This window comes from Longicatena sp. 210702-DFI.1.196 (assembly GCF_020563125.1).
GTDB classification, from domain to species: domain Bacteria; phylum Bacillota_I; class Bacilli_A; order Erysipelotrichales; family Erysipelotrichaceae; genus Longicatena; species Longicatena caecimuris.
In genome coordinates, this window is record NZ_JAJCPX010000021.1 from 1 (window position 1) to 23,629 (window position 23,629).

General features: G+C 48.5%; 23 protein-coding genes and 1 pseudogene. All 24 read left to right on the forward strand.

Translation table 11 applies throughout. The annotated features are described in order from the left end of the window. Positions 1-51: 51 nt before the first annotated feature. Positions 52-1,677, forward strand: a pseudogene (locus LI241_RS09635) (VirD4-like conjugal transfer protein, CD1115 family); the annotation flags it as partial. Next, positions 1,664-2,017: a glutamyl-tRNA amidotransferase gene (locus LI241_RS09640; protein WP_227151167.1), complete on the forward strand. Its 354-nt coding sequence runs from the start codon at positions 1,664-1,666 to the stop codon at positions 2,015-2,017. The pseudogene LI241_RS09635 and the gene LI241_RS09640, both read left to right, overlap by 14 nt. A gap of 69 nt (positions 2,018-2,086) precedes the next feature. Further along, positions 2,087-2,923 (forward strand): hypothetical protein, encoded by an 837-nt coding sequence (locus tag LI241_RS09645; protein ID WP_008818617.1) that lies wholly within the window; start codon positions 2,087-2,089, stop codon positions 2,921-2,923. Positions 2,924-2,937: 14 nt separating this feature from the next. Next, complete coding sequence (locus LI241_RS09650) at positions 2,938-3,282, forward strand: hypothetical protein (RefSeq protein ID WP_008818618.1); 345 nt, start codon at positions 2,938-2,940, stop codon at positions 3,280-3,282. Positions 3,283-3,339: 57 nt separating this feature from the next. Continuing rightward, positions 3,340-3,867, forward strand: a complete 528-nt coding sequence (locus tag LI241_RS09655; RefSeq protein ID WP_044948109.1) for a hypothetical protein — start codon at positions 3,340-3,342, stop codon at positions 3,865-3,867. Positions 3,868-3,881: 14 nt separating this feature from the next. Next, positions 3,882-4,295, forward strand: coding sequence for a PrgI family protein (locus tag LI241_RS09660; protein ID WP_008818620.1), 414 nt, complete (start codon positions 3,882-3,884; stop codon positions 4,293-4,295). Further along, positions 4,288-6,645, forward strand: a complete 2,358-nt coding sequence (locus tag LI241_RS09665) for a VirB4-like conjugal transfer ATPase, CD1110 family (protein WP_008818621.1) — start codon at positions 4,288-4,290, stop codon at positions 6,643-6,645. Before LI241_RS09660 ends, LI241_RS09665 begins: the two co-directional genes overlap by 8 nt. Further along, positions 6,642-7,052: a DUF6075 family protein gene (locus LI241_RS09670; protein WP_008818622.1), complete on the forward strand. Its 411-nt coding sequence runs from the start codon at positions 6,642-6,644 to the stop codon at positions 7,050-7,052. Before LI241_RS09665 ends, LI241_RS09670 begins: the two co-directional genes overlap by 4 nt. Positions 7,053-7,076: 24 nt before the next feature. Next, positions 7,077-7,829 carry a DUF6674 family protein gene (locus LI241_RS09675; protein ID WP_008818623.1) on the forward strand — a complete coding sequence of 251 codons (753 nt, stop codon included), beginning with the start codon at positions 7,077-7,079 and terminating at the stop codon, positions 7,827-7,829. Between the two features lie 20 nt (positions 7,830-7,849). After that, positions 7,850-8,632 carry a class B sortase gene (gene srtB / locus LI241_RS09680; RefSeq protein ID WP_008818624.1) on the forward strand — a complete coding sequence of 261 codons (783 nt, stop codon included), beginning with the start codon at positions 7,850-7,852 and terminating at the stop codon, positions 8,630-8,632. Positions 8,633-8,665: 33 nt separating this feature from the next. After that, positions 8,666-10,450, forward strand: coding sequence for a CHAP domain-containing protein (locus tag LI241_RS09685; protein WP_008818625.1), 1,785 nt, complete (start codon positions 8,666-8,668; stop codon positions 10,448-10,450). Between the two features lie 178 nt (positions 10,451-10,628). Continuing rightward, positions 10,629-11,255 carry a TetR/AcrR family transcriptional regulator gene (locus LI241_RS09690; RefSeq protein ID WP_008818626.1) on the forward strand — a complete coding sequence of 209 codons (627 nt, stop codon included), beginning with the start codon at positions 10,629-10,631 and terminating at the stop codon, positions 11,253-11,255. A 68-nt stretch (positions 11,256-11,323) separates the two neighbouring features. Next, positions 11,324-13,078 carry an ABC transporter ATP-binding protein gene (locus LI241_RS09695; RefSeq protein ID WP_008818627.1) on the forward strand — a complete coding sequence of 585 codons (1,755 nt, stop codon included), beginning with the start codon at positions 11,324-11,326 and terminating at the stop codon, positions 13,076-13,078. A 1-nt stretch (position 13,079) separates the two neighbouring features. After that, positions 13,080-14,804 carry an ABC transporter ATP-binding protein gene (locus LI241_RS09700; protein ID WP_008818628.1) on the forward strand — a complete coding sequence of 575 codons (1,725 nt, stop codon included), beginning with the start codon at positions 13,080-13,082 and terminating at the stop codon, positions 14,802-14,804. Between the two features lie 11 nt (positions 14,805-14,815). Beyond that, positions 14,816-16,312, forward strand: coding sequence for an ABC transporter ATP-binding protein (locus tag LI241_RS09705; protein ID WP_008818629.1), 1,497 nt, complete (start codon positions 14,816-14,818; stop codon positions 16,310-16,312). Then, complete coding sequence (locus LI241_RS09710) at positions 16,313-17,014, forward strand: energy-coupling factor transporter transmembrane protein EcfT (protein WP_008818630.1); 702 nt, start codon at positions 16,313-16,315, stop codon at positions 17,012-17,014. It begins immediately after the preceding gene. Positions 17,015-17,028: 14 nt separating this feature from the next. Continuing rightward, the gene (locus tag LI241_RS09715; RefSeq protein WP_008818631.1) at positions 17,029-17,616 is read left to right on the forward strand and encodes an MptD family putative ECF transporter S component; all 588 of its coding nucleotides are present in this window, start codon (positions 17,029-17,031) and stop codon (positions 17,614-17,616) included. A 37-nt stretch (positions 17,617-17,653) separates the two neighbouring features. Continuing rightward, positions 17,654-17,986, forward strand: a complete 333-nt coding sequence (locus LI241_RS09720; protein WP_022298831.1) for a metal-dependent transcriptional regulator — start codon at positions 17,654-17,656, stop codon at positions 17,984-17,986. 55 nt (positions 17,987-18,041) lie between these two features. Then, entirely contained in the window at positions 18,042-18,449 is a 408-nt protein-coding gene (locus LI241_RS09725) for a winged helix-turn-helix domain-containing protein (protein ID WP_217780398.1), read from the forward strand. A gap of 265 nt (positions 18,450-18,714) precedes the next feature. Next, positions 18,715-19,479, forward strand: a complete 765-nt coding sequence (locus LI241_RS09730; protein WP_217780397.1) for an RNA polymerase sigma factor — start codon at positions 18,715-18,717, stop codon at positions 19,477-19,479. A gap of 617 nt (positions 19,480-20,096) precedes the next feature. Beyond that, complete coding sequence (locus LI241_RS09735; protein ID WP_008818635.1) at positions 20,097-20,627, forward strand: type II toxin-antitoxin system PemK/MazF family toxin; 531 nt, start codon at positions 20,097-20,099, stop codon at positions 20,625-20,627. Positions 20,628-20,636: 9 nt separating this feature from the next. Further along, positions 20,637-20,858, forward strand: coding sequence for a helix-turn-helix domain-containing protein (locus LI241_RS09740; RefSeq protein WP_008818636.1), 222 nt, complete (start codon positions 20,637-20,639; stop codon positions 20,856-20,858). Positions 20,859-20,937: 79 nt separating this feature from the next. Then, a complete protein-coding gene (locus LI241_RS09745; RefSeq protein WP_008818637.1) occupies positions 20,938-22,170 on the forward strand; it encodes a site-specific integrase in 1,233 nt (410 codons plus the stop codon). A gap of 141 nt (positions 22,171-22,311) precedes the next feature. After that, entirely contained in the window at positions 22,312-23,523 is a 1,212-nt protein-coding gene (locus LI241_RS09750) for a site-specific integrase (RefSeq protein WP_022298832.1), read from the forward strand. Positions 23,524-23,629 lie beyond the last annotated feature (106 nt).

Genomic DNA, 23,629 nt, shown 5'->3' on the forward strand with positions numbered 1-23,629 from the left:
CGGAACCGTACGTACGGTGGTGTGAGAGGGTGATTTATTTCACCCTACTCGATTGCCGCCTACGGGCTGGGCATTGGCATTTACCTCTCATCCAGGCGCAACTACCGCAGGGGCGAGGAACACGGCTCCGCCAAATGGGGCGATCCGCGGGCCGTGAACCGGAAATACCGGGATAAAAACCCGTTTCAAAACCGCATTTTTACCCAGCACGTCCGCATGGGGCTGGACGGGAAAAAGCACCGCAGGACGTTAAACACCCTGGTCTGCGGCGGCAGCGGCGCGGGAAAAAGCCGCTTTTATGCAAAGGTCAATATCTGCCAGGCCAACACCTCTTTTTTCATCCTGGACTGCAAAGGAGAGCTGCTGCGGGACTGCGGCGGCCTGCTGGAACGGCAGGGCTATGAGATTAAGGTGGTTGACCTTTTGAACATGAACAAAAGCCACTGTTATAACCCCTTTGCCTATCTGAAAAACGACAACGATGTGCAGAAGATGGTGACGAACCTGTTCAAAGCCACCACCCCCAAAGGGAGCCAGTCAAACGACCCCTTCTGGGATACGGCGGCCAGTATGCTTCTTATGGCGCTGGTGTTCTATCTCCACTACGAGGCCCCGGAGGACGAGAAAAACTTCCCCATGGTCATGGAAATGCTGCGGGCCGGTGAGGTGCGGGAGGACGACGACAGCTATCAATCCCCGCTGGATGAGCTGTTTGAACGGCTGGAAATGCGCTCCCCCGACCACATCGCGGTGAAGTATTACAAGGACTACCGCTCCGGCAGCGCCAAGACCTTAAAATCCATCCAGATCACGCTTGCTTCACGTCTGGAGAAGTTCAACCTTTCATCCGTGGCGGCCCTCACGGCCACCGACGAGCTGGAGCTTGCCAGCCTGGGGGAAAAGAAAGTGGCGCTCTTTGCCCTCATCCCGGACAACGACGCCAGCTTCAATTTTTTAGTGAGCCTTTTGTATGCCAGCACCTTTCAGGAATTGTTTTACAGCGCCGACCGGGTACACGGCGGGAGCCTGCCTGTGCCGGTGCATTTTTTGATGGACGAGTTTGCCAATGTCAGCCTGCCCGATGATTTCGACAAGCTGCTGGCTACCATGCGCTCACGGAATATTTCTGTGTCCATCATCATCCAGAACATCGCCCAGCTCAAGGCGCTGTACGAGAAACAATGGGAATCCATCATGGGCAACTGCGATGAATTTCTCTACCTGGGCGGCAACGAATCGTCCACCCACAAGCTCATCTCGGAAAGCTATCTGGGCAAAAGCACCCTCTGGCTGGACACCTACGGCAAGAGTACCGGCCATTCGGGCAGCTACTCTACCAACAACCAGATCACGGGCCGGGAGCTGATGACCCCGGACGAGGTGCGTATGCTGGACAACCGCCTGGCCCTGCTCTTTATCCGGGGCGAGCCGCCGCTGATGGATGAAAAGTACGAATTGCTAAAGCACCCCAATGTGAAATACACCACCGATGGCGGCGCGCCAGCCTATGCCCACGGCGGCACGGAAAACGCTGTGGCGGGCTTGACCATCAGCCGCCTTACCCCCGGCGACCTTGCAAATCTCAAGGAGCCGGATGTGACCTGTGAGCTTCTGTCCGACGAGGACATGGAGAAAATCTTTCAATTCAAGGAGGAAAAGCAAAATGAAACTGTTTAACAAGGAAAGCAAGAAGAACAAGGAAACCCGCAGCCTGCCTATGAGCAAAAAGGGCAAAAGCGCCCTTACCGTCTACTCAGCCCTGGTGCTTATGCTGTGCAGCTGCACCACCACGGCCTTTGCTGCCAGCGACCCCTTGACGGTTATCAACAACCTCAGCGACTTCATTTTCGGCCTCATCCGGGCTATTGGTATGATCCTGCTGGGCTTCGGCGTGGTGCAGATCGGCCTCTCTCTCAAATCCCATGACCCCAGCCAGAGAGCCAACGGCTTCCTCACTTTGGCAGGCGGCGTTGTGATTACCTTTGCTAAAGAAATCTTAACCCTGATTACCGGCTGATGAAAAACGGCGGCATAGGGGCGGGCCACAGCGGCCCGCCCCTGTTTCTGCCGGAAAGGAGGTCTTTGAATGTCCGATAACTGGGTTGTGCAAAACCTGCAAAATGCCCTTGACACCTGGAACAAGTATCTGTCTGAAATCTGGCAGCTTATCACCCAAAGCCCGGAGCAGTTTAAGGGCGGCTCCATCTGGAGTGTGATCGTCAACATCCACGACGCGGTGCGGGCTATCGGCCTTGCGCTTCTGGTGCTGTTCTTTGTCATCGGGATTGTGAAAACCTGCGGCAGCTTTGCCGAGGTGAAAAAGCCGGAACACGCCTTAAAGCTGTTCATCCGGTTTGCCATTGCCAAGGGTGTCGTGACCTATGGGCTGGAGCTGATGATGGCCCTCTTTAACATTGTCCAGGGCCTTGTTTCCACCATTATGAACGCGGCGGGCTTTGGAACCGCACAGCAGACCGTTCTCCCACAGGAGATCATTGACGCGGTGGAAAGCTGCGGCTTCTTTGAGAGTATCCCTTTGTGGGCGGTGACGCTCATCGGCGGGCTGTTCATCACCGTTCTCAGCTTCATTATGATTATGACCGTCTACGGGCGGTTTTTTAAGCTCTATTTATACACGGCCATCGCGCCGGTGCCTCTGTCCACCTTTGGCGGGGAACCCAGCCAGAACGTGGGCAAGAGCTTCATCAAAAGCTATGCCGCCGTGTGCCTGGAGGGGGCAATCATCGTGCTGGCCTGCATTATCTTCTCCCTGTTCGCGGCTTCACCCCCTGCGGTTGACCCCAACGCGGCGGCAGTTACCCAGGTGTGGAGCTATGTGGGCGAGCTGCTGTTCAATATGCTGGTGCTTGTAGGCGCTGTGAAGATGGCCGACCGCGTGGTGCGCGAGATGATGGGCCTGTAAAGGAGGAAAAGTCAATGGACGATACAAGAAACGAGGTTTGCCGCAAGGTGCTGGAAACGCCTCTTGAGGACATCCGGGAGGATGTGTTCTTCCGCGCCGACAACTTTCAGAATGAGCCGTGGTACGGCGAGTTTCAGATCTACCGCAATCTGGGCGTTTGCCAGCCCAAGCCGGAACACGTCCTGGAGGTGCAGAAGGCGCTGAAAGTCATGGGCTATCCCACCCACGCTGCCGAGCGGAACGGGAAAACCTATCTTCTCCCCGGCGAAAAACAGCCCGAAAGCACAAAGACGTTGAGGGAGGAATGGAAAATGGCGCGGCTGGAGGAACAGAAAGAAGCTGCCTCTCGGCTGTTTTAGAAATCTTCCCGGCAAAAGGGCCGGGAGCGTTAAGAAACGGAGGGATATGTTTTGAACATGAGCAAAGAAAAGCTGATGAGGCTTGCCGGGCGCGCCCTAAAGCGTACCGAATCCTATCAATGGAACCGGGGGCTGGATGTGCCGGATGAGGAAAACTACAAAATCGACTATCTGCTGGTCAAGGGCAGCAAGGCTTCCCCGGAGGACGTGATAGCCTATGCGTCCTTTGAGGACGATATGGTGCGGTTCCATCCGCTGCGGGAAAACGACCAGCCTTTTGCGCATTACGGCGAGTGCTTCACTTACGATTCCGACCTGTTTGAGCCTTTGGAGCAAGGATATTCCCTGGCTTGTATGTCGCCGGAGGCCCATGCCTGCGCCTGGTATGAAATCGAAGATTTACAGGGCGGGATCGAACACCAGGCAGGTATGCAGAGCTATTTGCACTACTGCAAGCAGCACGGCGTTACCAGGGTGCAACTGGCCCGTCTGGCGGACTATGACGGCATGGATGTGATGAAGCTCTATGACCGGCAGGCTGTCAGAGGGGCGCAGGGCAAGCAGAAAAAAGAGTTTGAGCGATAACGGGAGGTGGCATTTTGGAAGTCAAGATCAACCGCGAAATCCGCAACTACACCGAATCCATGTTTTTCGGTTTGAGTATGCGGCAATTCATTTTTTCCATTCTGGCCTGCGGCGTGGCCGTGGGCCTTTACTTTCTCCTGCGCCCCTACTTTGGCGTGGAAACCCTTTCCTGGGTTTGCATTTTGGGCGCGTCCCCCTTTGCCATGCTGGGGTTTATCACCTACCACGGCATGACGGCGGAACAATTCATCTGGGCGTGGCTGCGCTCGGAAATGCTGGAGCCAAAGGAGATAAAGTTTGAGGACGGCAACTATTACTATGCTGCTTTGAAAGATGTGATCGAGGGGCGGCAGACCGGGCGGCCCGTCAGAAAGCAGCCCAAAGAGCCGAAACAGTTTTACAAGCGGAAGGAGGCAACCCATGATTAAAACGTTGAAAACCATGTCCAAGCAGGACAAGGAGCGATATACCGTACCCCGGAAGGTGCAGGATGTGATCCCCGTCCGCCGTATCTGGCAGGACGGCATTTTTTTGACCGGAAACAAGTTCTCCAAAACCTATCAGTTCAGCGACATCAATTATCTGGTGGCAAGCCGCGAGGATAAAGAGAGTATGTTCCTCATCTACTCGGAGCTTCTCAACTCCCTGGATTCTGGAGCGGTGACGAAAATCACCATCAACAACCGGAGGACGAATAAGGCAAACTTTGAAAACTCCATCCTCATGCCTATGCAGGAGGACTTCCGGGACGAGTACCGCAGGGAATACAATCAAATGCTGCTCGATAAGGCCACCGGGGCCAATGGAATCACCCAGGAGAAATATATCACCATCTCTGTGGTGAAGAAAGATATTGAGGAGGCCCGCGCCTACTTTTCCCGCGTGGGGGCCGACCTCATTTCTCACTTTGCCGCCCTGGGTTCCAAGTGCGTGGAGCTGGACGCTTCCGAAAGGCTACGTATCCTGCACGATTTCTACCGCCAGGGCGAGGAGGCAGAGTTCTCCTTTGATTTGGCGGCTATGGCAAAGCGCGGCCACGATTTCAAGGACTATATCTGCCCCGACAGCATGGAGAAGAACAGCGACTATGTGAAGCTGGGTGACAAGTTTTGCCGGGTGTTGTTCCTCAAGGATTTTGCCAGCTATATCAAGGACAACATGGTGACGGAGCTTACGGATTTCAACCGCAATCTGATGTTCTCCATTGACGTGGTTCCGGTGCCTACGGATGAGGCTGTGCGGGAGGTAGAAAACCGCTTATTGGGCGTGGAAACGAACATCACCAACTGGCAAAGACGCCAAAATGCCAATAACAACTTTTCCGCCGTGGTGCCCTATGACATGGAGCTTCAGCGCAAAGAGAGCAAGGAGTTCCTGGACGATCTCACCACCCGTGACCAGCGCATGATGTTTGCGGTGATTACCCTGGCGATCACCGCCGACACCAAGGAGCAGCTTGACAGTGACACCGAGGCGGTGCTTTCCGTGGCAAGAAAGCATATGTGCCAGCTTGCGGTTCTCAAGTTCCAGCAGCTTGACGGGCTGAACACGGCCCTGCCCATTGGGGTGCGCAAAATCAACGCCTTCCGTACCCTCACCACCGAGAGTTTGGCGGTGTTCATCCCCTTTAAGGTGCAGGAGATCCAGGACAAGGGCGGCATTTACTTTGGGGAGAACGCTATTTCCCACAACCTCATCATGTGCAACAAGGCGAACCTGTTAAACCAGTCGGCTTTTTACCTGGGCGTTCCCGGCGCGGGAAAATCTTTTGCGGTGAAAGAGCTGATCGCCTTCCTTATGCTCCATCCCAATTACGCCAATGATGAAATCCTCATTTGTGACCCGGAGGGCGAGTTTGGCGCACTGGTGAAAGCCCTGGGCCGCGAAAAGGCTACGGTGGCCCACCTGGTGGCAGGCGGAAAAGACAAGCTCAATTCCATGTATATGGTGGAGGGTTACGGCGAGCAGAATCCCATTGTGGAGAAGTCGCAGTTTGTTATGTCCCTCATCGAGCAGATCGACAAGCGCGGCGTGGGGCCGCAGCATAAATCCATCATCGACCGCTGCACCGCCCTTGTTTACCCGGAGGCGGAAAAAGAGGGCCGGGCCGCCACTCTCTGCGACCTGCGGAACAAGCTGCTGGAGCAGCCGGAGGAAAAGGCAAAGGAGATCGCCCTTTCCCTGGAGCTTTACACCACCGGCTCCCTGGACATCTTTGGCCGCGACAGCACGGTGGATTTGAATAAGCCCTATGTGGTGTTCGACATCCACGGCCTGGGCGAGCAGCTAAAGCCAGCCGGTTCCCTCGTCATCACCGACACCATCTTGAACCGCGTGACTCTCAACTGGAAACGAGGCAAGCGCACCCACGTCTTTATCGACGAGTTCCATGTGATGTTTGAAAATGAGCAAAGCGGTATTTTCTTTAACAGCGCATGGCGGCAGTTCAGAAAGCGCGGCGCTTATCCTACGGCCATTACCCAGAACGTGGAGTACCTTTTGGATTCCGTCCAGGCCAGCACCATGCTCAGTAACTCGGAATTTATCGTCATGCTCAACCAGGCGGCTTCCGACCGGGAAAAGCTCTCCAAGCTCCTCAATATCTCTAAGGAGCAGATGAGCTATGTCACCAACGCGGACGCGGGCTGCGGCCTCATCCGCTACGGCAGCGCACTGGTGCCTTTTGTCAACCGTTTCCCGCGCAATACAAAGCTGTATGCCCTGATGACCACCAAGCCCGGTGAGGGCGTGTTCGGCGGCGAGGAGGTTTTGGTATGAACAGGCTCAATATCCGGTTTGCGTCCGCAGAACACCGCGATTTCTTTTTGCGGATGATGAGTGAGGCCCGGAAAAATGACTGCTATCATCAGTCTTTCTTTTATGTCATGGGGATTGCCCCGGAAACACGGGCCAACATCCGCCAGATGTTTGATTTCAAGCAGGACTGTATCAAACCGGAGGGTATGCACGGCGGTTGGCAGACCAGCGGCACCGTCCGGGTGTGCCGTTTGGCCTTTAACCTTTGGAACGGCTATACCGAGCCGGAACACAGCAACGCCTATTCCCCGGAAGATCTGTTCTGCTGCGAGTTTGCCCCCTATTTCATGGAGGGCATGAAAATCCGTTACCCGGAATACTGCCGGGAGCTGCCGCCTGCCAGAAAGCAGGCGGAACCAGCCCGATAATGGCTTTGATAGGAGGAAAATAAGATGGCTGAATTGACCTATACGCTGGGGGAACATCCCCAGATCATCGAGCTTCTCTCTGTGCTGGAGAAAAACAACCTTCAAAGGCAGAAGGAAGAAGTGCAGGCCCTGGTGGGGTATATCGACGGCATGGAGGATAAGCTGGCCCAGATGATGGAGGAGATGAAAGAAATCCGTTTGGAGGTTGGCAAGCTCCACGACAAGGGAATCCGGGCCAAATGCGCGCAGCTTGTGACAGCGGCGGAAGGCAAAATCCAGCAGGTAAAAGCGATGGTTTCCACCGCCAAGGCAAACCTCATTTCCTCTGCCGGGCGCATGGTGCAGACCTTTCAGGAAAAGGGGCGCTCCGCCCTGCGTCATGCGGTGCAGGCTTTGCGTATTCCCGCCGTTCTCTCGCGCATGGAACACGGCTTCTCTCATGCCGGCAAGGCGATGGAGCAATGCGCCGGGAAGCTGGATGTATTCCGGGAGGAGCTGCATCAGGCGGGAATCCACATGAAAAGCGCCGGGCGCGCCCTTGCAGGCAAAGAAGTACAGCAGGCCCAGGAGCTGGAGGCCGACAAAGGCGTGCTTGCCAAGCTGCGGGGCCTGTTTCTGTCCTGCGGCAAGACCTTTTCCGGGATGGAGCGCGGCGCGGCCCGGCTGGCTGAAAAAGCAGGCAGTGAGAAATCATCCGTAAAATTGGAGCTGCGGGAACTGAAAGCGGCCCCGGACGCACCGCACCGGCAGGCAGCCAGCAAAGAGCAAGCGCGATAAGGACAAGGAGGGTAAAGAAAATGAGTGATAAAGTGAAAACCAGACGGATGATCGCAGGGGCGGCCTTTTGTGCCGCCCTTTTCCTTTTCTCCGGGGCTATGCTGGCCCGTGAATATCTCGACCAGAAGCAGAGCGCCGAAGCCTTTGAAGAAGTGGCGGAGCTGATAAAGGAGGATGTGGAGCTGCCCGCGCTGGAGCTGGAAAACGCCCCGGCCACGGAAGAAGTAACTGCGTTTGAGAAATACGCTGATGTGTACGCCAAAAACAGCGACCTGGTGGGCTGGGTTTCCATCCCCGGCACCCGGATTGATTACCCTGTCATGCAGACCAAAGACAGCCCGGATTTTTACCTCAAACACGCCTTTGACAAATCGTACAGCAGTTACGGCGTGCCTTATCTGGCCGAAAACTGCGACGTTGGCATTTCCGACAATCTGGTGTTGTACGGCCACCACATGAACAACGGCACAATGTTCTCAGACCTGTGCAAGTATGCAAGCGAGGATTTTTACCGGGAGCATAAGACCATCTGTTTTGATACCCTGGACAGCTTTGGCGAGTATGAGGTGATCGCCGCCTTTAAGACGGTGGCCTATTCCGGGGAGGGTTTCAAGTATTACCACTTTGTCAATGCGGAGAGCGCCGAGGCTTTTGACGAGTATATTGCAGAGTGCAAGGCGCTGGCCCTTTATGATACGGGCGTGACTGCGGAATATGGCGACAAGCTCATTACCCTCTCCACCTGTGAATATTCCCGGACAAACGGCAGGATGGTTGTGGTGGCAAAGCTGCTTGACGCATAAGGACGCGCCCGCCCTGGGAAGGAGGTGAAGCCTATGGGCAAGGGTATTAAGACAAGGAGTGTTGCGGATAAGACGATCAAGGCGATTGATAAAGCGGCGGTTGCTTCAGAACGGATGAAAGAAGCATATATCCGCACCAAAGACAAGGGCGAGCATGGCCTGTATGCAGAGGAAGGCTCTCCCGGCGAGTATGCGTCCGACCGCATTTCTTCCGGGGTTGAAAACACGGCCCGTGAAGCTGTCCACCAATTTGACAAGCAGGGCCGCAAAGGGGTTAAGACCACCAAAGAGAACATTTCCAAGGTCAAAGAAAAAATCCAGAAGCACAAGGCCGCAGCCGAACAGCCTAAAAAACAAGCGGAGAAGCAGGCGGCAAGACAGACCAGACAGGCCGCAGACCGTCTTTCGGAGCCGGTGAAAACCATCCGGCAGGAGCGCGGGGCTGTCAAGACACTGGATCGGGGCCAGAAAAGCATTAAAACAGTGGACAGGAGCCGCAAGACCATCAAGCAGGCGTCCTCTACTGCCAAAGGGACGGTGAAAACCGCCAGCAAATCCATCAAGACGGCGGAAAAGACAGCCAAAGCCAGTATCAAGACTACCCAGCAAGCAGCAAAAACGGCTCAAAAAACAGCCCAGGCCACAGCCAGGGCCGCCAGAGCTGCCGCCCATGCTGCCCGCGTTGCGGCGAAAGCGGCTGTGACTGCGGCAAAGGTGGCGGTCAAGGCCACCATCGCAGCGGTGAAAGCCATCATAGCAGCAACAAAGGCGCTGATTGCTGCCATCGCTGCGGGCGGCTGGGTTGCGGTGCTGGTGATTATTGTGATCTGCCTCATTGGCATGATTATCGGCTCCTGCTTTGGGATTTTCTTCTCCGGGGAGGACTCCGGCACCGGGCAGACCATGCAGACCGCTGTGCAGGAGATCAACGCCGAGTACGAGGAAAAGCTGGAGGAAATCAAAACTTCCCACACCTACGATGTGTTGGAGATGTCCGGCAGCCGGGCGGTTTGGAAAGAGGTGCTTGCGGTTTATGCGGTGAAAACCACCACCGACCCGGACGCTGCCCAGGAAGTCGCCACCATGGATGACTCCAAAAAGCAGCTCTTAAAGGATATTTTCTGGCAGATGAATGAGATCTCATCCAGCACCTCTACCAAGACGGAAACCATCATTGAAACATCCGATGACGGGCATGGGAATATCGTGGAAACAGAAGTCACCGTCACCCGCACCTATCTGTATATCACGGTCAGCCACAAGACGGCGGAGGAAATGGCCAATCAGTTCAGTTTTCACGAAGATCAACGGGAACAGATGGCAGAGCTTCTGGCCGATGAGAACAGTTCCCTCTGGAGCCAGGTGCTTTATGGCATTACCGGAGGCGACGGCGAGATCGTCACCGTGGCGCTCTCCCAGGTGGGGAATACGGGCGGTGCGCCCTATTGGAGCTGGTACGGCTTTGACAGCCGTGTGGAATGGTGCGCCTGCTTTGTGAGCTGGTGTGCCAATGAGTGCGGCTATATCGACGCTGGTGTTATTCCGAAGTTTGCGGCCTGTGCGTCCCAGGGTGTACCCTGGTTTAAGGAGCGCGGGCTGTGGCAGGACAACAGCTACGAGCCGCGCCCCGGTGACATCATCTTTTTCGATTGGGATGATGGAGGCCAGGACGGCTCATCCGACCATGTAGGGATTGTGGAGAAGGTGGAGAATGGCCGCGTCTACACCGTGGAGGGCAACTCCGGTGATTCCGTGCGCCAGAACAGCTACCCCGTGGGATACTATGAGATTTATGGGTACGGCACCCCTGCTTATTAACAGCCTCAAAAAAGAAGAAGCCCAGCCGCCTGCGCGGCTGGGTACATAGAAATCAGGCGAAATAACAAAATAAGAGTAGGCTCCACTTGACAGTAAAACAAAAATATGCTATTCTAACTTTTGTTTGATAATCCGATTATCTTAAATAAAATGTTTATCTAAGAAAGGAGGAAATATTTTGAGTTATTGCTCCGACTTGACAAAAGAGCGGATTATGGAATGTGCGAAAGCAGAATTCCTTAAAAAAGGCTTTCAGGCAGCGCAACTTAAAGATATTGTTACCGCTGCAAAGGTTACAACAGGTGCAGTATATCGTCATTTCAAGGATAAAGAAGCGCTATTTTTGGCTTTGATTGAAGATGTCTACCATTATACATTAGATTTTATGGATAATGCAGAGCCTTACGATAAAGTTGGAATTAGAGAAGCCATTGAGAGGGATTCTGTTGAAGCGTCATATATGCAGGCCATGACATACATTAACTATATGTACGATCATTTAGAGGAATTTCAGCTCTTGTTGAAATGCAGCAAAGGCTCTCGCGTCGAAAATTTTATAGAAGAAATTACAAACCAATATGCGAAGCAGAATTCCGAATTTGTAAAAGCGGCATATGAAGCGGGATATACAAAATACCTGCCAAGCGATATAGAAATACATATTTTGACACATGGCTATATTACTGCACTATGCGAGTGTATTTTGCACGATGTTCCTTATGAAAAAGCGGAGGATTACGTAAAAAACATCATAAAATTCCAGCATTATGGATGGTATGGTGTATTAGGACTTCCGTTCAAATAAGTGGCTTTGGCCATTTATTTTTTACCAAATGGTTAGTTTTTGCTAACTTATTTAAGGAGGATTCTTTCATGGAGAAGAAAAAGAAATCCGGAGCAATTCATCAACTGCTGGATTATGCCGGAAATAATAAAAAGCAACTATATCTTTCAACCTTTCTTGCAACGCTGGGAGAATTGTTTGGGATGGCTCCCTTTATTGCAGTGTCATTATTAGTTGCAGAATTATTTAACAAAACAGCGACCATTCAAAATGTATGTATCTTGTTTGCGGTTGCTTTGGGTGGACAGATATTAAAGCTATGGCTTACATACCAGTCCTCTTTCATGTCGCATAAGGCGACATATAAAATATTGAAAAATATCCGTAGTATGATTGCAGATAAGATGCTTCGGGTGCCCATGGGCGTTATGCTGGATACACCGACCGGCAATTTCAAAAATTTGATGGCGGATACGGTTTCAAAGTTAGAGGATTCGATGGCTCATTTCATGCCTGAGATAACCTCTAATATAGTGGCTCCCCTGTGCTGTATACTACTGGTATTTATTCTTGACTGGCGCATGGGATTAGCGGCATTGATAACAATTCCTCTCGGACTTTTGGGATACATTGGAATGATGAAAGACTATGTGAACAAAAGTACTACTTACATGAAATCGCAAAACGCGATGAACAGTACGCTGGTTGAGTATGTAAACGGGATAGAGGTTATTAAGGCTTTTAATCAAGGAAGCGCCTCTTATAGTAAATTTACAGGTGCAATCAACTTCTTTCACGACAGCACTCTGGCCTGGTGGAAGCAAAGTTGGCTTTGGTCAGCCGTGATTCAAGCTGTAATGCCTACAACATTGCTGGGAACGCTGCCGATTGGAGCATGGCTTTATATGACTGGAACATTACCTCTGTCAGATTTTATCACTTGCATTATCCTTCCCATTGGATTTATTGCTCCGCTTATGCGAGTTGGGAAGTATTCTGAACAATTTAATATGGTGAAAGCTTGCCTCGACCAAATACGAGAGTTTATTGAGAAACCGGAATTGAGCCGTCCAGAAAAAAATGCTGTACTGGATGAAACAGCCTATCGCTTTGAAAATGTTTCTTTTGCTTATAATGAAACAGAAGTTCTGAAAAATGTGTCCTTTGAAATCAAACCCTGCACGGTTTCAGCGATTGTCGGCCCTTCTGGTTCCGGCAAATCAACGATTGCAAAACTCATGGCTGGTTTTTGGGATGCTACAAAGGGAGAGGTCATTTTCGGTGGAAAAAATATCAAAGAGATTCCTTTTGCCCAGTTGATGGGTGAGGTCAGTTATGTGGCTCAGGACAATTTTTTGTTTGATGAAAGTATCCGTGAAAACATTCGTCTCGGAAAGCCAGATGCGACAGACGATGAGGTGGTAGCTGCTGCGAAAGCTGCCTGCTGTCATGACTTTATCGTAAATCTGGAAAACGGATATGATACAAATGCCGGAGACGCTGGAGAAAAACTTTCTGGCGGAGAGCGTCAGAGAATTACTATTGCAAGAGCGATTCTTAAAAATGCAAGAGTGATTATTCTTGATGAAGCTACAGCCTATGCTGACCCAGAGAATGAATATCTCATTCAAAGTGCTATCAGCAAGCTTGTAAAAGGAAAAACGCTTATTGTAGTGGCTCATCGTCTTGCAACGATCCAGAATGCAGATCAAATCCTCGTGGTGGAAAATGGAAAGATTGTCGGCTGCGGCAGACAGAAAGAGCTTCTGTCAAAATGCCCGCTTTATCAAAGGTTATGGAGAGATTATGTGAGTTCAGCAGATCAAGTGGAAGGAGGATTTTAATATGTTTTCAATTATAAAAAGGATTTTACGGTTATCCGGAAAATATCGTTCCCGTGTAATTGTCGGGTTGATCTTCAATGCTCTAAAATCCTGCTGCGCTGCCTTTGTATTTTTTGCGGTGCTATTGGTAATGTTGAATATCGAACACTTGACAGGAACTGTCATTTTACAGGCATTTGGAATTATTGTACTTAGTGTTTTAGGCCGTTTTTTATTTCAGTATCTAAGCGATGTGTTTATGAGTGCGTCTGGATATGAGATTTTTCGGGAAAAGCGTCTTGAGATTGGAAATCAGCTAAAACGGGCACCGATGGGGTATTTTACAGAAAACAATCTCGGCACCGTACAAACGGTATTGACAACAACAATTTCCGATCTGGAAGGAAATTGTATGCTTGCATTGACTTTTTTGGTGGGGGGCTTTGTTCAGGCACTTGCCATGACGTTAATGTTGGGTATATTTTGCTGGCAGATTGGCCTTTTAGCCTTAACGGGAATTTTAGCAGGAATTCTTGTGTTGGGCCAGATAAAAAAACGAGCCGGAGCACATACAGAAGATATGCAAAATGCCCAGGAATTGCTGGTGGGGAGCGCGTTAGAATATATAAAAGGTATTTCTGTTCTGCGCATATTTGGGAAAGGCAAAGAAGGGAAAGGAAAGGTGGATCAAGCCTTTGAAAACAAGTGTCGCAGCGATATAGCGGTTACAGTCTCTACTGCTGGAATTATGAAGATATATGAAGCCGTATTTAAGATTACAAGCTGTCTATTATTTTTGTTTTCAGCCCTACTCTATTTATGGGGAGTTATTACCTTACCCTATTGCCTTTTGTTTATCATCTGTGCATTTTTAATGTTTATGGAACTGGAACTGATGAATGATGGAGCTTTTTTGAGTAAAATGCTTGCTACGCAGTTAGATCGGCTGGATCTTATCTCAGATATACCAGTTTTAGATGTTGGCGGAAAGGACATTGCTCTGAAATCATATGAGATTGAACTAAAAGATGTTACTTTTGCTTATGACAGCCGTTCCATTTTGGATGGAATTAACTTAAAAATTCCCCAAAACTCTACCTGTGCTATCGTTGGGCCGTCAGGTTCTGGAAAAACAACTTTGTGTAATATCATTGCAAGGTTTTGGGATGTAAAGTCCGGCAGTGTTAAAATTGGAGGGCATGACGTAAGAGAATTTACCTGCGACAGTCTTTTGTCATATGTAAGCATGGTATTTCAAAAAGTGTACCTGTTCAATGATACGATTGAAAACAACATCAAATTTGGCAAACCTAATGCGTCTCATGCAGAAGTAGTGGCGGCAGCCAAAAGAGCTTGTTGCCATGATTTTATTGAGGCACTCCCTCAAGGATACGAAACGATGATAGGAGAAGCAGGTTCAACCCTGTCCGGAGGTGAAAAACAGAGAATCTCAATAGCAAGGGCAATATTGAAAGACGCACCCATCATTATTTTGGATGAAGCGACATCCAGCGTAGACCCGGAAAATGAGAAAGCCCTTTTGGACGCAATTTTTGAACTAACCAAAAACAAAACATTGATTTCCATTGCTCACAGGCTATCCACCGTTCGGACAGCAGATCAAATTGTTGTCATTGACCAGGGGCATATTGTTCAGCACGGAACTCATGAGGAATTGGCAAAAAAAGAAGGGGTTTATCGTACTTTTCTGGAATGCCGGGAAAAATCCATCAGTTGGAAGTTATGAGGTGTGCCGCCATGAAAAAACAAATTCCAATTATATCCTTTGAGCATACCTCTTTTCAATATGAAGGACAGATACAGGAAAATCTAAGGGATGTAAACCTTACTATAAAATCGGGAGAATTTCTTGTTATTACCGGGCAAAGTGGATGTGGAAAGACCACGTTAACCAGGTGTATCAATAATTTGATTCCACGCTTTTTTGAAGGTGTATTATCCGGTGAAGTTATTGTGTCAGGGCGATCCATTAAGGAATCAGACGCTGGTGAGGCTGGAAAGGAGATTGCCTCAATCTTTCAAGACCCACGCAGTCAGTTTTTTACTACTAACAGCTCCAGCGAGGTTGCGTTCGCCTGTGAAAATTATGGAATCCCTCATGAAGAAATCGTCAAACGTGTTGACAGAGCCTTTCAATCATTGGATATGGAAAATCTAAAAGACAGAGATATTTTTACTCTGTCCAGTGGAGAAAGGCAAAAAATCGCATTTCTTGCAGCGACTACGCTTAATCCTCAAATTTATGTACTGGACGAACCATCGGCTAATTTAGACATTCATGCAATTTTACAGATGAGGAAAATCCTTTCTGCCTTGAAAGCCGCAGGACACACAATCATTGTCTCCGAACACAGGCTATTCTATCTATACGGGCTTGCAGATCGATTTTTAATTATGAAAGAGGGACGAATCTGCGAAGAATTAACAGGTGAGGAGATGGCAAAGCTATCTGCTTCTCAAATGCGCAGCAGGAGGCTTCGTCCGTTAAATCTCAATACGATACAAATAGAAAAGATAGAGCCGATTGGGCATTCAGAAGTATTTCTCCAAATTAAAAACATGAGTTTTTCACATAAGGCTATGCCGGAGCTTCTTCACAGCATTTCAATAGAAGCTCATAAGGGAGAAACGATTGCTCTGGTTGGAGAAAACGGCTGCGGAAAAACAACATTTGGAAAAATCCTGTCCGGCTTGATTCGTTGTCGACAAGGGGGGTTCTTTATTGATGGAAAGAATGTGAAGCAGCGAAAATTGTCCGATTATGTGTACTTTGTTATGCAGGAAGCAGATCACCAGCTTTATACAGACAGTGTGACAGAGGAGTTGAGGTTAGGAAACAAAAAGATTCCGGGCATAGATGAAAAAGTGTCTCGAATTTTGAAAATGCTTCATTTGGAAAATTTCAAAGACTGTCATCCGTATGCTCTGTCAGGTGGTCAAAAGCAGAGGTTGACAATAGGGGCCGCAATGCTTTCAGAAAAACCAATCATCGTTTTGGATGAGCCTACAAGTGGATTAGATTGGAACAATATGTATGCCGTTGCCAATGCTGTTAACTTTCTGCGCAAGTCTGGGAAAGTGGTTTTTATTATTACACATGATCTGGAGTTTATCAGTCTGACCGCCTCGCGCACTTTGCTTTTGAAGGAAGGGATTATCAAAGATGATTTACAAATGACAGGGAAAAGTACATTCAAAATTGTAAAGGATTTCATGATGAAAGGTGGTGAATAAATGAGAACACATCATGGCTTATATTACGATTCGCGTATAAAACTACTTTTGATTTTGTTGACGTCGGCGCTGGCATTTGCTTTAGGTGGTGGTCTGACAGGACTATTGCTTTTTGGTGTTGTTTGCCTATTTTCCTTCCTGAGTGGGCTTTGGAAAACAAGTATTAAATTTTTAACGGCTTATATAGCCTTACTTATGCTGGCACAAATCCTTCCAATCCATTTATCTTCTGTGATAACTTTCTTCTTATTAAGGATTTTAACCATTGCACTCGCTTTGAACATCTTATTTCAGACTACGGAAATAGCGGAATTGATAGCCTCGCTTCAAGTGAGCCATATCCCCCAGGCCATTGTGATTCCAATAGCTATTATTTTGCGGTTTCTCCCATCTCTAAAACAGGATGCGATTTATATAAAGCAGGGAATGAAAACGAGGGGTGTGGGATTATCTTTCTGGCGAGTGTTAAGTCATCCAGCGCAGACATACGAAGGCTTTTTAATTCCTATACTTATGCGACTTTTGATGACAGCAACTGAATTATCTGCATCGGCAGAAACGCGAGGGATCAGCTATCCCTGTAAAAAAACTCACTATATATTAGTTGATTTCCGCTTGAGAGACGGCCTTTTATTGATAGGTATGCTTGCTCTTTTTGCGGTTGTCATATGGACATCGTTCCAGCCAATATCATTATTTTAAGGAGGATTTATTCCATGCAAAATGAAAACAAAAAAGGCTTTCAAGTAAGAGACTTGATCGTCACAGCTCTTTTATCTGTATGTGCGCTTGTCATTTATATTCTTTGTGCGTTTTTGTCCTTTTCTCCCTATACTATGTTAGTAGTAAGCCCATTGTGGGCATTACTGGCAGCTATTACATACTTCCTTGTGGCAGCTAAGACGAAAAAACCGTGGGCATTATTCATTTTTTGTGCAGTAACAGGGATTTATGGTTTTTATCCACCTATGATAATTTGCTGTATTATTGCCGGGATTATTTCTGCGCTGATTGCCTGGAAAACAGGTTGTACGAATGGAAAGACACTTACAATCAGTTATATTATTTACATGGTTTTAGCAGCATTCAGTGGAACATATATTCCTTTCCTGTTTTTCTCAAAACAAACGCTTGAACAGTACGCAGGAATGTTTGGCGAAAGCTATTTGGGGATTTTGCAGACGTTGGTATCGCCTATAACGGCTATTATAATGCTTATTGTTGTTGGCCTTTGCGCTTTTATCGGTGCGATTATTGCTAAGAAATTACTCAAAAAACATTTCCAGAAAGCTGGCATGGTGTAAATAACTTTATTTGTTCAGAAAAAAGGAGGTGTGCTATATGCCCTTAACATCTTCTATGGAGGACTATTTGGAGGCTGTGCTGGTGCTTCAGCAGCAAAAGGGCTATGCCCGCTGTGTAGATGTAGCGGAGTTTTTGAATGTAAAAAAGCCTTCCGTGAGCCGAGCGGTCAAGGAACTGTCTAAAAAGAAATGCCTACTAAAAAAGGACGATGGCACACTCTCCCTCACAGAGCAAGGCTGGCAGATCGCCCAGCAAATCTATGAAAAGCACCAGTTTTTTACCAGACAGCTTATTGAGGCCGGTGTTCCCCATGATATTGCAGCACAGGACGCTTGCAGGCTGGAACACGTTATTAGTGAAACAAGTTAAAAGAAGCTGCCTGGACAAATGCCCAGGAGGTGATACCATCGGAGAAATAATCATTATGAAGCTGAACGAGGACGAAAAAAAGATTTTTGAAGATTTCCTTTCATTTTTGCAGCTTCATCCAGAGCTGAAAAAGTGGGAGCTTACCTCGGAACCGGTGCTATCTCTCTCCGATCTTGAGATTGATCCCAGCCAAAGGCTGGTGCGCTGTAATCAGAAAGAAGTGGCCTTAACAACAAAAGAATATAATCTCCTTTGTCTGCTGGCAGTTAATAATGGGCGGGTATTAAGCTATTCCCAAATCTATGAAAAGGTGTGGGGCGAAGCTCTAACTGTCAATGAACGAGGCACCGTAGGCTACCATGTCCGAAACCTACGCAGAAAACTCTATTCCGCCGATCCGCACCATCCCTTTATCATCGAGAGTATTCGTGAAATCGGGTATCGCTTTCAAACAACTTCATAATATCCACAAAGCGCAGTCTTGATAGAGGCTGCGCTTTTCCTTTCCATAAAGCGAGGTCATTCGGGACGGTTTTTCAAATCTCATATCTTGTCGCTTGTGTTTGACAAATCACACACGGGACGTGTCTAAACTTGCGATGAAACTATGCAAATCCTCTTTGAAGCCTCGCTGTTTCCTCTTTTTTATACATTATACTACCCCTATCAACATTTCAATTTGGGGAAAGGTGGTGGTGCTTGTCAGCTTATCCCCATAAGGGGATAGCATGGAGCCAGAAAGAGAAAAGCCGGGCGGCTTCCCGCCCACAACCGAACAAAAACCATATTTCGTACATACCGCAGTCCTTACGGGGATTGCGGTATTTTTTTGTTCGACAGACTTTTTTCTTTTCTCCGGGTCTTACCCATCATCAGGCAAAAACCAACAGCCGAGCGCACGCGCCTTTTGGTGTGTGCGCTTTTACTTTGTCGGTAAATGCGGTTTTCTGGTATTTCCCGGTGGGACAAGCCTTCCATGTTGCAGAGGGCCGCCGTCCGTCTGGACTTCTTCTCGAAATTCAGACGAAACGGAGGTACACAGCGTGGACGCTGGCAAAAAAAGAATATGGGTTCGCGGCCAACTTATCGAGGTCACGGATGAAGTGTATGCCGCCTATATGAAGGGCGACCGGAAAATGCGTTACTTTGAGAAAGATTTGAAGTGTGAACGTCTTATTTATGGCAGCAACGGTGAAATCAAACAGGTTATTCCCAGCCGGGAAGATTCCCTGGACAGGCTCATGGAAGAAAACGCCCGTCAGTTTGCAGCTAATGCAGAAAGCGTGGAGGATGTGGTGTTCCGAAAACTTACGTTGGACAAGCTACATACCGCGCTTTTGCAACTCCCTAAAGAGGAACGGGCGTTGATCTATGCCCTGTTCTTTGACGGGAAAACGGAAAGCGAAGTGGCAAAGCACCTGGGCGTTTCCCGGCAGGCCATACAGAAGCGGAAAAACAGGATACTCAAAAAATTAAAAAAATTTTTTGAGTAAACAGGGTTGTCAAACCTCTCACTCAGCGGCAAATAGAGTGAGAGGTTCTTTTTTGGCCTCTCCAGGAACCTTGAAAACCGAATACCCAATCATCAAGCACATTCCCGCTGCTTTGGCGAAAGCCAAAGCCCAGGCGGCGGCTGCGCGGTGATCTGCCGGAAGAAAACAACGAGACTCCACCGAAAAAGAGAAGTAGGTCTTTGGTTTGTACTTCCTGGCAGGGAGCGAGAAACAGCAGGCTGCCAGTACCGGATGGCTCCCGGTACGGCCACGACCAGCAGCGGGGACAATGATACTCCCGTCCAGCCTAACGTCCGAGCGTTGAAGCGGCTCTTGCCGTGATCCGTCGCAGGCAATGGGGGCGGTTGCGTGAGAACCACGCGAGGGGTGAGATTCCCCGTGGAGCTGGCAAGCCGCCAGCCGTTTGATGACTTCCCGCAGCAAACCGGGGTGTCGAGGACAAATTGGTTTGCTTTGAAATATGGGCCGTACAGCAGGACAGGCCAATGAAAACAGGAGAATTGTTTTATCTCTCCCCGGCCTTCATTCTGTTTTGCTGCACGGCCTCTACATAGGCGGCCTTTGCCGCCTAATTTTTAAAAGGGAGGTCAAATACCATGAACAAAACATACTTGCGCGGCGATATGTACTATGCCGATCTGGGCCGGGGTATCGGTTCTGAACAGGAAGGCTATCGCCCTGTTGTCATCATTCAAAACAACACGGGGAATAAATACAGCCCCACCGTCATTGTAGCTGCTATCTCCAGCAAGGTGGACGCAAAGGCCAAGCTCCCCACCCACTACCTGTTAAAAGCAGAAAGCGGCCTGGAGCTGCCCTCTCTTGTTCTTTTAGAGCAGCTTCGCACCATTGATAAAAAGCGGCTGGAGACGTACATCGGCAGGCTGGAGGAAAAACACATCCGCAGGATCGACCATGCCCTGGCCGTCAGTGTGGGGCTGATCGAGGAGGTTCCCGAAAACTTAATCATGTGCCTTTGCCCGGCCTGTGCCAATAACTTTTATGGCACAGGCTCTTATTATTTGAGGAGAGTAAACCCCGCGCAGCAGAAACGGGACATCTGCACCTATTGCAGCCAGCGCCCCGGCTTTGACTATGAAGTTGTCAAAAGAGCAGAGAGAAGGTGAGTATTGAATATGGAAAAACTGATTACCCGTAAAGAGGCGGCAAAAATATTAGGAATCAGTTTGACCACTCTGGATGAAGCCAGAAATAGCGGTTTGATTTCCTATATTCAGTATGTGCCTAATGGCTGCGTCTATTTTACCCATACCAGCCTTCAGGAGTATATCGCAAAAAGTACGCACAGAGCGAAGCCAATAGAGAAAAGAGCAACATATCGCAATGTGCGAAGATAAAAATCGCACCTTTGATGAAATAGGCGCGTTCTGATAAAACAAGAGTACGGCGCTGAAAATTATTTTTGGAGGTGGTGGAATGGCTTTAAGAAAAAAGCGAATCCCCAGATATGGTACAGTTCAAGTGAACGGTCATAAGTATTATAGAACCGATGTTGAGGACGCAGAGGGTAAGCGTGTAATCCTTTACGGCAAAACTCGTGAAGAACTATACGATAAGGAAATGGCGGCATTGGAGAAGGTTGACAACATCACATTCCGTCAAAAATCCCCTACTGTCGCAGAGTATTGTGAAAAGTGGTTGCTTATGCAGTCTGTCCATATTCGTAATACGACATTGACAGATTACACATCCAAGGTACGGCGACATATTATTAAGGAGCTGGGCCAAAAGAGGATGGCAGAAGTAACATTGGACGACATCCAGGTTGCGCTTGTTCCGGTTTCAAAGAAATCCGTATCTGTGTATAAGTCGGTTATCATCCTGTATAAGTCCATTTTTCGCGCAGCACAGGAAAGTCATGTCATTGATACGAACCCAACAATATATCTCAATGCCAAAGGCGGCGGGATTCCTCAAGAGGACAAACAGGCGTTGACAGATGAACAAGCAGAACGGCTTTTAGACGCTATTCAGGGATTACCGCCCTATGTGTTTGTTATGATTGGTTTGTATGCCGGTTTGAGGCGTGAAGAAATTCTTGCGCTGCAATGGGATTCGGTATATTTAGACACAGAGGCTCCCTATTTGACGGTTCGGAGAGCGTGGCATACAGAGCATAACCGGCCAATTATTCTCACAGAGTTAAAGACAAAAGCTGCGGAAAGGAATATCCCCCTTCCAGATCGTTTGGCGGATTGTTTGAGAGAGGCAAAGAAAAAATCGACATCAGAATATGTGATCGCCAATCGGGATGGGGAGCCGCTTTCCTATACGCAGTTTAAGAGATTGTGGCAGTATATCGTTACCAGAACAGCAAAGCCTCGAGTATATTATAGGTATGAGAACGGAAAACGTGTGAAGCATACCGTCAATCCGGTTCTCGGAGAAAAAGCAGCACATAACGGGAAAGTGATTTACAGCCTCGATTTTGATGTTACACCGCACCAACTACGTCACACTTATATCACCAATTTGATTCATTCATCAGTAGACCCTAAAACAGTTCAATATTTGGCAGGGCATGAGAGCAGCAAGATTACCATGGACATATATGCAAAAGTTAAATATAACAAGCCGGATGAACTGGCAGGAGTTTTAACGGACGCATTTGCTCAATGGGACGAAGCCGAATATGGAACAGCACAGTAAAAAATGAAAACATTGCGAAGGCGAGGGGGAACCCTCGCCTTTTGCTATTACATAAATCGCACCTTTGAAAGAGCCATGGATTTTCAGTATAAAGATAGTATCAGCGCTGAACTACATAATAATAGGAAAGGAACTGAAAGCATGGCTAAGAAAAAAGTGAGTATTCCTCAGTATGGAACTGTTATGAGGAGAGGAATCCAGTATTATAGGACGCGGATTACAGACGCAGACGGTAAGAGAGTAGACTTATACGCTGAAACGAGCGAGGAGCTTTATGAAAAAGAGTTGGAAGCTCGACGCCAAGTAGAGGAGGCAGTTTTCCGCAGAAAACATCCGACAGTTGCTGAGTATTGTGAGAAGTGGCTGCTCATGCAGTCAGCCAAGGTATCTTCAAGCACTTTGAAAGGCTATACCCAGAATATGAACAACTATATTGTGAAACCTCTGGGAGATATGTATTTGTCAGAAGTGACAGCAGACGATATTCGGTTGGCACTCATACCATTATCCCAAAAATCAGCAGGGTTATACAGCACGGTCAATATGCTTTTGAAGTGTGTGTTTTATTCGGCGGAGCGTAACCAACTCCTTGACTATAACCCTTGTGTGGGAATATCGGCAAAGGGAGGTAAACCGGGGAAAAAGAAAAATGCTTTGACAGATGAACAGGTGAAGCTGCTTCTGGAAACCGTCCGAGAGCTGCCACCGTATGTATTTATTATGATCGGTCTTTATTCTGGCCTGCGGCGGGAAGAAATTCTTGCGTTGCAGTGGGATTGCGTGTTTCTGGATGTACCTACGCCATATATTTCTGTAAGGAGAGCATGGCGCACGGAACACAACAGGCCGGTGATTTCGACAACATTGAAAACGAAGGCGGCACAGAGGGACATTCCTATTCCAAAGTGTCTGGCAGATTGTCTGAGGCAAGTAAAAGCAACATCCATATCCGAATATGTGATTGCAGACAGCAAAGGGCAACCGCTGGCCGATTCGCAGTTTAAGAGGCTATGGCAGTATGTAGTTGTTCGGTCTACAAAGGAGCGCACCTATTACAAATATGTAAATGGGCAAAGCATTAAATGCAAGGTTACGCCGATTCCTGGCGGTCATCAGAAGAACAATCCTAAACTTGTGTATAGTCTGGATTTTGACGTTACACCACATCAGCTACGGCATACCTACATTACCAATCTTTTGTATGCTGGCGTTGATCCAAAGACAGTTCAGTATCTTGCGGGGCATGAAAACAGCAAGACAACTATGGACATCTATGCGCAGGTGAAGTATAATAAGCCCGAACACCTTTTGAGCGTTGTAAATGCCGCATTTTCCGCGCCCGTGGGTGCTTAGAGTGCCCCCATTTTTATGATTAAAGGGTGGGGCAATTTTAGTGGAATACCCTGAAAAACCTTGAAAAATCAAGGGAAATCGCCATTCAGAGGATTTGAATACGGCC